This is a genomic window from Streptomyces sp. NPDC003032 (assembly GCF_053591415.1).
Map to the genome: position 1 here is coordinate 333,114 of NZ_JBSFTT010000006.1, position 12,288 is coordinate 345,401.

A 12,288-nucleotide genomic window follows, 5' to 3' on the forward strand; every position below is an offset into this window, starting at 1 on the left:
CGCCCCCAGCCGGAAGGGAGGCGGCATACGTGACCGGGACCATGGACGAGCGGCCGACGCGCGACCACGCGCAGCACTCGGTGGGACAGCTCGTCGAGCAGGCCACCGCGCAGCTTTCGGAACTCGTACGCCAGGAGATGCGGCTCGCCGGCCAGGAGATGGCCGCCAAGAGCAAGCGCGCCGGGCGCGGTGGCGGGCTCCTCGGAGCGGCCGGCGCGATCTCCTACGTCGGGCTCATGGCACTGGCGGCCGCGGCGATCGCGGCGCTCTCACTGGCCCTGCCCGTCTGGGCCGCGGCCCTCGTCGTCACCGGCGTCCTCTTCGCCGTGGCCGGGGTGCTGGCCGCGGCGGGGCGCGGACAGATGGCGCGCGCGGTACCGCCCGTACCGCAGGAGGCCATCGACAGCGTCAAGGCGGACGTCGAGGAGATCAAGGGAAGGGCGCACCGATGACGAACACGCCGAAGGATCCGAAGAACACGGGCGTGAAGGGGCCGGACGAACTGCGCCGGCAGATCGAGGAGACCCGCGGCCAGTTGGGCGAGACCGTGGAGGAACTGGTGGCGAAGGCGGACGTGAAGTCCCGCGCCCGCCACCGGGCCGAAGAGGTGAAGGGGCAGGTACGGGAGACGGCGGCACAGGTGAAGGACAAGGTGACGGAACAGGCGACACGCGCGAAGGACAAGGCGGCGGGCAAGTCGGGACACGCGAGGAACGCGAACGCGACTGCGGAGGGCGCTGGGCAGACCAAGGGGAAGGCGGTCGAAGGCGCGGCGCAGGTGAAGGGTCAGGCGGTCGCAGGCGCGAGCCGGGCGAAGGGCAAGGCGGTCGAAGGTGCCGCCCTGGCCAAGGGGAAGGCAGCCGAGAGCGCCACACAGGCCAAAGGCAAGGCGATCGAGGGCGCCGCTCTGGCCAGGGGCAAGGCGGTCGAGGGTGCCGCTCTGGCCAAGGGGGCCGTGCTCGGTGTCAAGGCGCGGGCGGAGGAGCACCAGGCCGTGGTCCAGGTCGAGGAGAGGGTCGCCGAGGCCGCGCGGCGCGTGCAGGACGGCACGCCCGAGCCGGTACGTGCCGCCGCGAGCAACGTCGTACGGACCGGTGGCCGGCACCCGCGGGCGTTCATCGCGGCGGGGGCGGGCGCGGGCGCCCTGATCGCCTGCGTGGCGCTGCGCCGCCGCAAGGGAGGTGGCCGCCGATGAGCGGGACCGCGATGCTGTACAAGCCGCTCGGGATGGCCTTCGGCATGCTCGGCGGCGCGGTCGCCGGGGCCCTGTTCAAACGGACGTGGAAGGCGGTCGCGGGCGAGGACGACGCCCCGGACGCCCACGACGAGGACCGCGCCTGGCGCGAGATCCTCGCCGCGGCCGCGCTCCAGGGCGCGATCTTCGCCGTGGTCAGGGCGGTGGTGGAACGCGGCGGCGCGGTCGGCGTACGCCGGGTGACCGGCCGCTGGCCGGGCTGAGACCGGCTCCCGGGGCGTCGACCGGACGCCGGCGGCCACCTGCTCCGAGCCACCCGGCCCCGTGGTCAAAGAGGCAGCTTGAAACCGTCGTGGCTGCGCGCGAAACCCAGCGAGGCATAGAAGCGGTGCGCGTCCGCGCGCCGCTTGTTGCTGGTCAGCTGGACCAGCGCGCAGCCACGCGCGCGTGCCCGCTCCACGGCACGCTCCATGAGCAGCCGCCCGAGCCCGCCACCGCGCCGGTCGGCCCGGACCCGGACCGCCTCGATCAGCGCGCGCTCGGCGCCGCGCTTGCCGAGTCCCGGGATGTACGTCACTTGCAGGCACCCCAGGACGACGTCCTCCGCCTCGTCGACCAGGACCAGCAGTTCGTTGCGCGCGTCCTCCTCGATTGACGCGAACGCCCGCTCGTACGCCTCGTCGACGACGACCGCCGCCGGGTCCACGCACGTGTCCTCGTCGGCCAGCAGGGCGAGGACGGCGGGCAGTTCCGAACGGGTGGCCGGGCGCAGGATCATGGGCGTGGACATGGCGGGAGTCTCGCACAGCCACCCCCTGCCGCCTGCCCCGGAGGCCGGCTCGAGATCACCCCAGAGACCGCGTTGACGAGGCAGGGTCCCCGGAGGAAGCTCGGCGCATGACCACCATGCGGCACCATCCGTACGCACGTTACGTCGCGATCGGCGACAGCCAGACGGAGGGCATCGGGGACGGCGACGAGGCGCACGGCTACCGCGGCTGGGCCGACCGGCTCGCCGAGATCCTGGCCACGGAGAACCCGGACCTCACCTACGCCAACCTCGCCGTGCGCGGCCGGCCGACGGCGCGGATCAGGGCGGAGCAACTGGGCCCCGCCCTCGCGCTGAAACCGGATCTGGTGACCGTCATGACGGGCATGAACGACCTGGTGCGGCCGGGCTTCGACGCCGCGCGCGTCGCCGCCGACATCGAGGAGATGTTCACCGCGCTCACCGCGGCGGGCGCACACGTGGCCACCGTGACCTTCCCGGACCTCGGGCGGATCTCCCCGCTCGCGGGCCGCCTGCTGCCCCGCGTCCTGGACCTGAACGCCCGGATCAGGGCGGCCGCCGACCGGCACGGCGTGACCGTGCTCGACACGTTCCCGCACCGGATCACCACCGACCCGCGGCTGTGGAGCGCCGACCGCATGCACGCCAGCCCGCTGGGTCACGCGAGGATCGCCGCGGGGATGGCGGACGCCCTCGGCCTGCCGGGGCACGAGAGCTGGCTGACCACGCTGCCGCCGCTGGCCCGCGCGTCGGTGCTGGGCGAGGTGACGGCGGAGGCGCGCTGGTTCGCGGGGTTCATGGGGCCGTGGCTGTGGCGGCGGGTGCGGGGGCGCTCGTCGGGGGACGGCCGGGAGCCCAAGCGCCCCGTCCTCGGCGCGGTCAGCGCACCGGATCACGAAACGGCTTGACCTGAACCTCGGTTGAAGTCGGAACGTGGTGGTGCGTACACGGAGCCGGGCCCGCCCCGGCACCGACGCACACGCGTCCATACGTACCGACACGTACCGACACGCACCGAGAGGACGGACGGACAGCCATGTCTGCGACCACCACCCTGAGCACCGGCAGCCACCCCGACCCGGCCCGCCCCGACGCGGGCCTCACCTTCTTCAGCACCTGGAGCACCGGCTCGCCCGAGCGGCAGCGGGCCACCCTCGACGCCATCGCGCGGGCCTGGGAGAGCCGCGCCTGGCCGCACGAGGGCCTCCTGTCGTACACGGTGTACGCGGGCTCCGACGGCTCGACGGTCCTGCACCACTCCCAGTGGCGCGACGAGGAGGCCTACCAGGACTTCTTCGCGAGCCCCGACGGCAGGGACGCGCGCAACGCCGACATCGACGCGGCCGTGCCGGGCATCGAACGCCTCGCCCTCTCCAAGACGCGGCTGTACCGCGGCTGGAGCGCCGAGAAGGGCCAGGGAAAGGGTCAGGGCAAGGGCCATGGCGAGGGGCGCGAGGGGCGGGAGCCCGGCGCGATCGTGATCGTGCGGGTCGACTTCGACGGCCCCGACGCGGACCGCCAGCGCGCCTGGGTGGACGGCGTGCTGGAGGCCCTGGACAGCGACCCGGCCGACGACAAGGGGCTGATCTCCGCGCACTTCCACGTCAGCACGGACGGCACGAGGGTCGTCAACTACGCGGAGTGGGAGAGCGAGCAGGCCCACATCGACGCGCTCGCCGCGGCGGGCGACGGGGTGGGATCGCCGACGCCACAGTGGCGGCGGGTGCGCGACTTCCCCGGCGTCGCCCCCGGCGGCTCGGTCGCCCGGTACCGCTTCGCGTACCGCTTCGTACCGAGCTGAGCGTAAATTCCGGACACCCTCCCGCCGACGGCTCCACCCGCCTGGACAGCGGCAGGTGTCGGCGGGACGGTGGAGCGATGCCGAAGGAGTTCGAGATAGCCCGGGAGTTCGAGGTCGAGGGCTCCCCGGCGCAGCTCTGGGCCGCCCTCACCACCGGCACGGGCGGCTGGCTCTGGCCCATGAAGTACGAGCCGCGCGAGGGCGGTTCCGCCCCCTTCGGCGGCACCGTCACCCACTGGGACCCGCCGCACCGCCTCACCGCGCGTGTCGAGGACCCGGACGGCGTGCCCGGACAGAGCCTCGACCTGCTCGACCACACCATCGAGCCCCGCGACGGCGGCCGCCGCTCCTGGCTGCGCTACGTCCACAGCGGCACCTTCACCGAGGACGGGAACAACCAGTACGAGGACGCCGCGAAGCGCACCGACTTCCATCTGCACACCCTGCGCCAGTACATGGCGCACTTCGCGGGCCGCGCCGCCGTCTTCTCCGCCCTCAACGGCCCGCGCACCTCCGCGACGCCGGACGCCCTCGTCCTCCTCGCCCGCGCCCTCGGCCTGCCCGACGACGCGACCGAGGGCGCCCGCATCCGCGTGGAGGCACCCGGCGAGGAGCTGAGCGCGGTGATCGACTTCCGCAGCCCGTACTTCATCGGCCTGCGGACCGACGACACCCTGCACCGCTTCTTCGGCCGCAACCTCTTCGGCACGCCGGTGGGCGTCCGCGTGCACGACTTCGGCCCGCACGCGGACGCCAAACGCACCGAACTGGCCTGGCAGGACTGGCTGCATCACCTCTACGGGTGAGCCGATCCGCCAGGACCCCGTCCGCGCTACGGCTTGAAGCGCAGCACCTGCGGGTCGTGATCGCTGTTCTGCTCCGCGAACTCCGCGTTGATGTGCACGCTGTCGTACGAGAAGTCGTCGGCCTCGCCGACCCCCGGGCTGGTCAGGATCTGGTCGAGGACCTGCGAGTTGCCCTGGTAGACGTACGAGTAACGCTCGCTCTTCGGCAGCGACCTGACGGCCGCGCGCAGCGCCCCGCCGTCCTCCAGGGCCTTGGTGGTCGCCGAGAACTCGAAGTCGTTGATGTCGCCGAGCACCACGACGTCCGCGTTCCGCTGGACCTCGCGGATGTCCTTCACGAAGCCGTTCACGGCCTGCGCCTGCTTCAGCCGCTGCGTCTCCGAGGACCGCACCGGCGGCTGGCGGTGCGAGGTGAGCCCTTCGTCGCCGCCCTTGGACCCGAAGTGGTTGGCGATCACGAAGACCGTGCGGCCGCGGAAGACGAACTCGCCGGCCAGCGGCTTGCGGCTGTTGGTCCACGCCGCGTTCTGCGGGTCGATCCGGCCGGGCGAGTGGCTCAGCGCGGCCCGCTCGCCCGCGCGTACGACCTCGGTGGCCGTCGTGGCGTCGCCGCCCGCGCGCTCGGTGAAGGAGACCCGCTCCGGGTTGAAGAGGAAGACCTGGCGGATGTTGCCGCCGGGCTCGCCGCCGTCCTTGTTGTTCGCCGGGTCGATGGAGCGCCACTCGTAGCGCGGCCCGCCCGCGGCGACGATCGCGTCCGTGAACTTCTTCAGGGTCGCGCCCGCGGCGACCGTGCCGTCGTTCTTCGCGCCGTTGTCGTCCTGGATCTCCTCCAGGGCGACGATGTCGGGCGAGGCCAGGTTCGTCACGACCGCGCCGGCGAGCGCGTCGAACTTCTCCCGCGGGTCGGTCGGGTCGAGGTTCTCGACGTTGTACGTGGCCACGGCCAGCTCCCCCTTGGCCTGCCGCCGCGTCTTCTCCCGTACGAGCCCCTTGTCGCGGACGTCACCCAGCTCGCGGGCGACGAGGGTGTAGCCGCCGAACTGGTTGAAGTCCAGAGGTCCTTCCGCGCCGCCGCTCAGGACGTCGCCGACGTTCGCCTTCGGGAAGGGGCGCTCGGAGACCGGCGCGAGCTGCTGGATCTGGAGCCGTCCGCCGTTCTGCGCGCCGTAGGAGCCGTAGACGGCGCCGCCGCGCTTGCTGCGGTTCTCGTGGGGCTTCACCGTCACCCACAGCTCGCTGTACGGGTCGGTCGCGCCGACCACGCGCGAGCTGCCGACCGCCACGTTCATGCCCTCCAGGGACTCGTAGAGGTCCAGGGCGTACGTACGGGGCTTCAGCGGCAGCCCGTTGACACTGCCGCCCTGCGCGGGGTCACCGGCGGGCGCGTAGCGGGCGGGCACCGACTTGGCGCCGATCCGGACCGGCGCGGGCAGCGCGTTGCCGGAGGACTCCACGGTCACCGTCGGCTTGCTGATCTGGGTGAGGGACTGGTTGCCGGAGGCGGCGCCTCCGGGGACGTACTCCCCGACCGTCCCGGAGACCCTGACCGCGTCCCCCGGCTTGACGGTGAGTGCCGCCGAGCCGGTGAAGACGAAGACGCCCTCGCTGGTGGCCGGGTCGGCGTCGGCCTTCGCGTCCTGGATCCAGAAGCCCTTGGAGCCGTGGCCGCGGACGCCCGTGACGATGCCGGAGACGTCGGTGACCTGCTGTCCGGCCAGCGGCGAGATCCGGGTGGTGCCCTGGATGTCGTGGACGCGGACCGCGTCGGCCGAGGCGGCGGAGGAGGAGGCGGCGAGCAGACCGGCCGCGAGGGCGGTGGCGACGACGGCGCCGACGGCGGCCGATCTCGGTATGCGGGGCGTCGGTATGTGAGGCATGAGGGGCTCCGGATGAGGGTGAAGGAACGAAGCGGCGGTGCAGGCCGCGCAAGGCGCTCTACGCGCGTCAATCTCTTGTGTGACCAGGGCAGTTGTCAAGGTTGTACGGGTGTTCAGGTGCCGTATGTCTCCTGACAGGGACATGAACCGGGCGGCATGGTGCCAAATCCGTCTAGGCTTGCGCCCTGCCCGACCCTTCCCGAGCCCTCGACTCCGCTCGACGAGCAGGGGAGACCCTTACCCCCCGGAGGAGAACCAGCCGATGTCCGTAAGCCCCGCCACCCTGCCGCCGGTGCTGCTGCACTCCGAAGCGGAGCTCGCGCGGGCCGCGCTCGCCACACCGCTGCTCTCCCGCGCCGTGCGGCTCGCCCGCTGGGCGTCAGCCGAGACCCGGGTCGGCGCGGGCGGCGAACTCGTCGACGCCCAGCTTCCGGCGGCCGCCGCCGAGCTGGGCCTCGCGGCGGACGACCCCGACGCGGCCGCGCACGCCAGTGAGGCCTGGCGGATCGCCGTGGACACCGGCCTCGTCGAGGTCACGGACAGCGAGGAGGAGGGCGCGGAGGGCACCGTCACCCAGGGCGAGGAGCTGACGCTGCTCTCCTCCGGCGGCCCGCAGGACGTCCTCGGCATCTGGCTGGGCGCCCTGGACACCGTGTACGCGGACGCCACCGTGCCGGACATGGAGAACCTCCTCGACGTCCTGGAGGAGAACGGCGAGGTCAATTTCGACGAGCTCGGCTGGGACCCCCAGGGCGAGGCCGACTTCCTGGACGGCGTCCTCGGCAACCTCTACCTGCTCACGGTGGGCGAGGCCCCGGCCGGTGAGGGCCCGGTGCCGCTGCCCGCGCTCGCCGCCTCGATGATCGTCCCCGACGACATGGGCGAGCCCACGGACGACATCCTGGAGCAGGTGTCGGACGCGATGATGAAGCTCGACGACCAGTTCCGGCTCTTCGAACCGCTCGGCCTGGTCGAGTACCAGCCGGTGGACGAGGCCCTCATGGCCGAGATCGACGACACCGGCGTCACGGACGGCACGGACGAGCCCGCGCCGGTCGACGAGGAGGACGTCACCCGCTACGGCATGGTCCGGCTCACCCCGCTCGGCCTGTACGGCGTCCGCGCCCGCATGCTGGAGGCCGGCGTCGACGCGCCCGCCGTCGGCGAGCTCGCGGACAAGGGCGCGGACGTCCTCCTCGAGGGCACCTCGGGCTTCCCCCAGCATGCCGCGCAGGCGGAGATCGAGCAGTGGCTCGCCCGGCACGAACCGCTCGGCGCGGCACGGGAGTTGCTGGCCGCGGCGCGCGGCGGCGACGAGGGCGCGCCGCTGCGCAGGCTCCGCTGCCAGCAGGCGCTCTCCCTGGCCGGCGCCGAGGCGGAGCCCGCGCTGCGGGAGGTGCTCGACGACCCGGAGCTCGGGGGGCTCGCCCGGGTGTGGCTCGCCGAGCAGGGGGCCACGGACGTGCCCGCGCCGTCGGAGGCGCTCGTCTTCTGGCTGACCATCGACACGCTCGCCGCGCAGCTCGCCGCCGAGGGCAACTCGGACGAACTGCAGGGCCTGGTCGAAGGTCTCGCGCAGCAGCACAGCGGCTTCTTCGCCACGGCGTGGCGGGTGGAGCACCCGGCGACGGCGGACGTCCTGGACGCGATGGGCCGGCTGCACCCCGACAAGAAGGTGGCGAAGGAGGCCCGCAAGGCGGCCTTCAAGGCGAGGTCGCAGCAGGGGCTGTAGCCGGTGGGGGTCCGTCCGGCGGCCGGTGGCCGCCGCGGTCGCCGGACGGGCAGGTTCACGGAAGCGGTCCCTTCGGCGTCGAACGGCGTTCAACCGCTGTTCAGGCGCGGGCGGGACGGTTTCGCCGACGGCAGCCCGGTCGTACGCATCCGCCTTCGCGCCTCAGGAGTAACCATGTCGCTCACCCGCAGGGACTTCACCAGACGCTCCGCGATCACCGGGGCGGGGGTCGCCCTGGCCGGCAGCGTCGGCGCGCTCGCCACCGCGCCCGGCGCCCTCGCCGCCTCCGAGACCGAGGAGGTCGGAGCGGACGCGGCCCCGGACGCGGACGCGCGGGGCCACGGACACCACGCCCCCGGCTACGGCCCGCTGATCCCCGATCCGGAGGGCCTGCTCGCCCTGCCCGCCGGATTCTCGTACCGCGTCCTGACGTACAGCGGCAGGACCAGGCTGGAGAGCGGCGAGTACACGCCCTCCAACCACGACGGCACCGCCGCCTTCGCGGGGCCGCGCGGCACCACCCTCCTCGTCAACAACCACGAGCTGAGCGGCCCCCGCTCCAAGTGGAAGCACCCCGTCCCGCTCACCGAGGGCCTCGTGTACGACCCGGCCGCGTCCGGCGGCTGCACCGTCGTCGAGGTCCGCCGCGACGGACACGTCGCCGAGTGGGTCGGCATCGCGGGCACCGCCACCAATTGCGCGGGCGGCAGCACACCCTGGGGCACCTGGCTGACCGGCGAGGAGACCGAGGACAAGGCCGGCCAGAACGGCATGACCAAGGACCACGGCTACGTCTTCGAGGTCGACCCCAATGACCGGCGCGCCAATCGCGCCCCGAAGCCCATCAAGGCGCTCGGCCGCTACGCCCACGAGGCCGTCGTCGTCGATCCCCGGCGCGGTCACCTCTACCTCACCGAGGACGCCTCCGGGCCCAACGGCCTGCTCTACCGCTGGACCCCGCCGCACGGCTTCGCACACGGCCGCGGCAGGCTGCGCACCCTCGCCGACGACGCGGGCGTCCTGAAGGCGCCCAAGTGCTTCGACTCCGGCGGCCGTTTCGTCGACGACCTCTCCCGCGCCACCCGGATCGGCACGGTGTACGGCGTGGACTGGGTGGAGGTCCCCGACCGCGACGCGCGGACGGTGCCGGTGCGCGAGCAGTTCGACGACGGCGACATCACGCGCGCCCGCAAGCTCGAAGGCATGTGGTGGGGCGACGGCGGCGTCTACATCGTGTCCTCCTACGCCCGCGACGAGAGCCCCGAACAGCACGACGGGCAGGTGTGGTTCTACCACCCCGGCCGCCGCACCCTGACCCTCAAGGTGCTGCTCGGCATAAACCGTGAGCCGGGCAGGGACGGCGCCCTCGACGGCCCCGACAACATCACCGTCTCGCCGTACGGCGGTCTGGTCATCGCCGAGGACGGCGACGGCGTCCAGCACCTCTTCGGCGCGACGGAGCACGGACGTACGTACCCCATCGCGCGCAACGAACTCAACGCCGGCACCAAGGACGAACCGGAGTACAGCGAGTTCACGGGCGTCACGTTCTCGCCCGACGGCAAGACCCTGTACGCCAACATCCAGACGCCCGGCATCCTGCTGGCCATCACCGGCCCGTGGAAGCGTCAGCGGCGCTGAACCGCCGTTACGGAGTGTTGAGGGCCCTCAGGGTCGCGTCGCCCAGGCGGGCGTACCAGCCGTGGCCGTCGGCGGCCGGTTCGGCGGCGGGTTCGGCGCGGCCCGCCGTGAGGTGGACCAGGCCACCGCCGACGGCGGGCGGGCACCGGGCGGTGTCGAACGACGTCGCCCACAGCTCCGCGCCGTCGGCCGGGTCGAAGCCGATGAGGGGCTGCCCGCCGGCGAACAGCAGACCGGCACCGAAGGCACGGCCGAGGGCCGTGGTGCCCGACCCGGCGGACACGTCCGAGGAGACGCGGCGGGCGAGGTCTCCGGTGCGTACGTCCAGGAGGCGCAGCTCGCTCTTGTCGTGCTGTCGGGCTGTTCTTGGTCTGCGGTCTCGTTCGTTGGTGCGGGCTGTGTCCCGTCGGCTGGGCCCGCTGGCCTGCCTGCGGCCGGGGCCATGGCAGCTGGGCCTGCCGGGGTTCCCCCGCTCGTGCCGTTGCCCGTCGTGCTGTCGGGCTGTTCTTGGTCTGCGGTTTCGCCCTTCGGCGCGGGCCATGCTTCGCCGGTTGGGTTGGTCGGCCTGCCTGCGGCCGGGGCCATGGCAGCTGGGCCTGCCGGGGTTCCCCCGCTCGCGCTCTCTCCCGCTGTGCCGTCAGGCAGCTCTTGACCCGGGGTCTCGCCCACCGGCCGGGGCCATGTCCCGCCGGGTCACCCCCGCCCGCCGTGTCCCCTGAGCCCAGCTCGCCGCCCGCGCCCGCCCCCCTCTCCGGGCAGGTCCCCGCCCGCCGGCCCAGGCCACGCTCCGTCGGGCAAGGGCACCGCGACGCCGCCCGAATCCGCCTCCGCCGCCGACTCCACGTCCCAGCCCAGCAGCTCCGCCACCTCGTCCTCCTGGCGGGTGATCAGGTCGCTGACCGGGTCCCTCTCCCACCACGGGGGCTCCGCCGCTCGTGCCCCGCACCAGGCCAGCGCCTCCGCGACCGTGGGGCGGGAGGCCGGGGTGCGGGTCAGGCAGCGGTTCAGGAAGTCGAGCCAGGCGGTGTTCGGCACGCCCAGCAGGTCCGGTTCCTCGTGCAGCGTGCGGTGGAGGACCTCGGGCGCGCGGCCCGAGCCGAACGGGCCGCGCCCCGTCGCCGCCACCGCGAGGACCGCGCCGAGCGCGAACACATCGGCCGCGGGCCCCGGCCGGCCGTCCCGCGCCAGCTGCTCGGGGGCGATGAAGCCGGGCGAGCCGATGGTCCCGCTGTCGGCGGTGAGGCTCTCGGCGGCCGCGTGCTTGGCGACGCCGAAGTCGAGCAGCTTCGGGCCGTCACGGGTGACGATGACGTTGGACGGCTTCACGTCACGGTGCACGACCCCCGCCGCGTGCACCCCCACGAGAGCCTCGGCGAGCGCCGCGCCGAGCGTGGCGAGGTCGGCGTCGTCCAGCGGGCCGTGCACGGCCACGGCCTCCGGCAGACCGGGCCCCGCACAGAACTCGATGGCCAGCCACGGCTGCTCGGCGTCCGGATCGGCGTCGAGCACGGCGGCCGAGTACGGCCCGGTCACGGCGCGCGCGGCGGCCGCCTCGCGCCGGAGGCGCTCGCGGAACTCCGGGTCGGCCGCGAGGTGCGCGTGGACCGTCTTGACGGCGACCGGCCGCCCGGACGCCGACCGCGCCAGATGGACACGGCCCATGCCGCCCTCGCCGAGCAGCGAAACGATCCGGTACCCGCCGACCTCCACGGGTGCTCCTTCCAGCGGCCCCGGCGGGCCCTTCACGCGACAGGCGATCCGACGGTCTGTGCGACGCCTGTGAGGCATCGTACGGTTGCGGCCCCCGGGAGACCGGGACACCGGAACACCGGGAGGGGGGAGCGCGCTTCCGCCGCCTCGCCGTCGAGGACCACCGGCGGACCGCGCGGCCACGATCGACGCGGACCTCGTCCAGTCCGGTACGGGCAGCACGCGGGTGAGATACCGCACAGGGGGCCGTCCTGAAGGCGCGATTTAAATTCACCGTAAGTGGTCTGCGGGGTACGTGCTGTCACGCCCGTACCCCGTTCGGGTCGCCTGCGGCCTTGCGGCACACCGTCCCGCACCGGGGTCTGTGTGTCTGTTCCATACCGATGTGAAAGCGGTGTGAGCTCGGAGCATGGTGCGTAGGGCGTCCGGGGGCGCATACTTCGAATATGACGAGGCCCGCCGGCTCGCGCCGCCACCTGCCGAACAGTCCCTTCAACGTGCCCGCTGCGCCCGCCCCACCCGTAGAGCAGTTCGCCGTGGGCGACCGTGTCTCCCACGACCAGTACGGACTCGGGAGGATCATCGGTGTCGAGGGAGAGGACGCGGTCGTCATCGACTTCGCGGGCCGTCAGGGACGGTTCCTGAGTCCCTACGCGAAGCTGGCAAAGCTCTGACTCCGACATCCGACGACCTGTCCTGACACACGTGAGGGGCGGCGGGCCGTGTACACGGC

13 protein-coding genes are annotated in these 12,288 nt (G+C 73.3%); 9 read left to right on the forward strand and 4 right to left on the reverse strand.

Going from position 1 to position 12,288, the window contains the following annotated elements; genetic code table 11:
- Nucleotides 1-29: 29 nt before the first annotated feature.
- From ACWDZ7_RS11805 to ACWDZ7_RS11815, 3 genes are read left to right on the forward strand one after another with little or no spacing between them, the layout of a single operon-like run.
- Nucleotides 30-452 (forward strand): phage holin family protein, encoded by a 423-nt coding sequence (locus tag ACWDZ7_RS11805; RefSeq protein ID WP_451796509.1) that lies wholly within the window; start codon nt 30-32, stop codon nt 450-452.
- Complete coding sequence (locus ACWDZ7_RS11810) at nt 449-1,195, forward strand: DUF3618 domain-containing protein (RefSeq protein ID WP_451796510.1); 747 nt, start codon at nt 449-451, stop codon at nt 1,193-1,195. The genes ACWDZ7_RS11805 and ACWDZ7_RS11810 overlap by 4 nt, the downstream gene beginning before the upstream one ends.
- Nucleotides 1,192-1,458 (forward strand): DUF4235 domain-containing protein, encoded by a 267-nt coding sequence (locus ACWDZ7_RS11815; protein WP_451796511.1) that lies wholly within the window; start codon nt 1,192-1,194, stop codon nt 1,456-1,458. The genes ACWDZ7_RS11810 and ACWDZ7_RS11815 overlap by 4 nt, the downstream gene beginning before the upstream one ends.
- A 65-nt stretch (nt 1,459-1,523) precedes the next feature.
- On the opposite strand, the gene ACWDZ7_RS11820 is transcribed toward ACWDZ7_RS11815, so the two are convergent.
- A complete protein-coding gene (locus tag ACWDZ7_RS11820; RefSeq protein WP_451796533.1) occupies nt 1,524-1,973 on the reverse strand; it encodes an N-acetyltransferase family protein in 450 nt (149 codons plus the stop codon).
- 128 nt (nt 1,974-2,101) lie between these two features.
- Here ACWDZ7_RS11820 and ACWDZ7_RS11825 point away from each other — a divergent pair, with 128 nt between their 5' ends.
- The 3 genes from ACWDZ7_RS11825 to ACWDZ7_RS11835 all read left to right on the forward strand — a co-directional run bounded on the left by ACWDZ7_RS11825 (nt 2,102) and on the right by ACWDZ7_RS11835 (nt 4,592).
- Nucleotides 2,102-2,893: an SGNH/GDSL hydrolase family protein gene (locus ACWDZ7_RS11825; protein WP_451796534.1), complete on the forward strand. Its 792-nt coding sequence runs from the start codon at nt 2,102-2,104 to the stop codon at nt 2,891-2,893.
- A 128-nt stretch (nt 2,894-3,021) separates the two neighbouring features.
- Nucleotides 3,022-3,786 (forward strand): antibiotic biosynthesis monooxygenase, encoded by a 765-nt coding sequence (locus ACWDZ7_RS11830; RefSeq protein WP_451796512.1) that lies wholly within the window; start codon nt 3,022-3,024, stop codon nt 3,784-3,786.
- Nucleotides 3,787-3,863: 77 nt separating this feature from the next.
- Complete coding sequence (locus ACWDZ7_RS11835) at nt 3,864-4,592, forward strand: SRPBCC domain-containing protein (protein ID WP_451796513.1); 729 nt, start codon at nt 3,864-3,866, stop codon at nt 4,590-4,592.
- Between the two features lie 26 nt (nt 4,593-4,618).
- On the opposite strand, the gene ACWDZ7_RS11840 is transcribed toward ACWDZ7_RS11835, so the two are convergent.
- Nucleotides 4,619-6,472, reverse strand: coding sequence for an endonuclease/exonuclease/phosphatase family protein (locus ACWDZ7_RS11840; RefSeq protein ID WP_451796514.1), 1,854 nt, complete (start codon nt 6,470-6,472; stop codon nt 4,619-4,621).
- Between the two features lie 262 nt (nt 6,473-6,734).
- Here ACWDZ7_RS11840 and ACWDZ7_RS11845 point away from each other — a divergent pair, with 262 nt between their 5' ends.
- Nucleotides 6,735-8,204 carry a hypothetical protein gene (locus ACWDZ7_RS11845; protein WP_451796515.1) on the forward strand — a complete coding sequence of 490 codons (1,470 nt, stop codon included), beginning with the start codon at nt 6,735-6,737 and terminating at the stop codon, nt 8,202-8,204.
- A gap of 174 nt (nt 8,205-8,378) precedes the next feature.
- On the forward strand, nt 8,379-9,845 hold the full coding sequence (locus ACWDZ7_RS11850; protein ID WP_451796516.1) for an alkaline phosphatase PhoX: 1,467 nt from the start codon (nt 8,379-8,381) through the stop codon (nt 9,843-9,845).
- Between the two features lie 7 nt (nt 9,846-9,852).
- On the opposite strand, the gene ACWDZ7_RS11855 is transcribed toward ACWDZ7_RS11850, so the two are convergent.
- Nucleotides 9,853-10,386, reverse strand: a complete 534-nt coding sequence (locus ACWDZ7_RS11855; protein WP_451796517.1) for a hypothetical protein — start codon at nt 10,384-10,386, stop codon at nt 9,853-9,855.
- 152 nt (nt 10,387-10,538) lie between these two features.
- A complete protein-coding gene (locus ACWDZ7_RS11860; RefSeq protein ID WP_451796518.1) occupies nt 10,539-11,555 on the reverse strand; it encodes a serine/threonine-protein kinase in 1,017 nt (338 codons plus the stop codon).
- 446 nt (nt 11,556-12,001) lie between these two features.
- Between ACWDZ7_RS11860 and ACWDZ7_RS11865 the strand changes: the two genes are divergently transcribed.
- The gene (locus ACWDZ7_RS11865) at nt 12,002-12,229 is read left to right on the forward strand and encodes a CarD family transcriptional regulator (RefSeq protein ID WP_451516914.1); all 228 of its coding nucleotides are present in this window, start codon (nt 12,002-12,004) and stop codon (nt 12,227-12,229) included.
- Nucleotides 12,230-12,288: the final 59 nt, after the last annotated feature.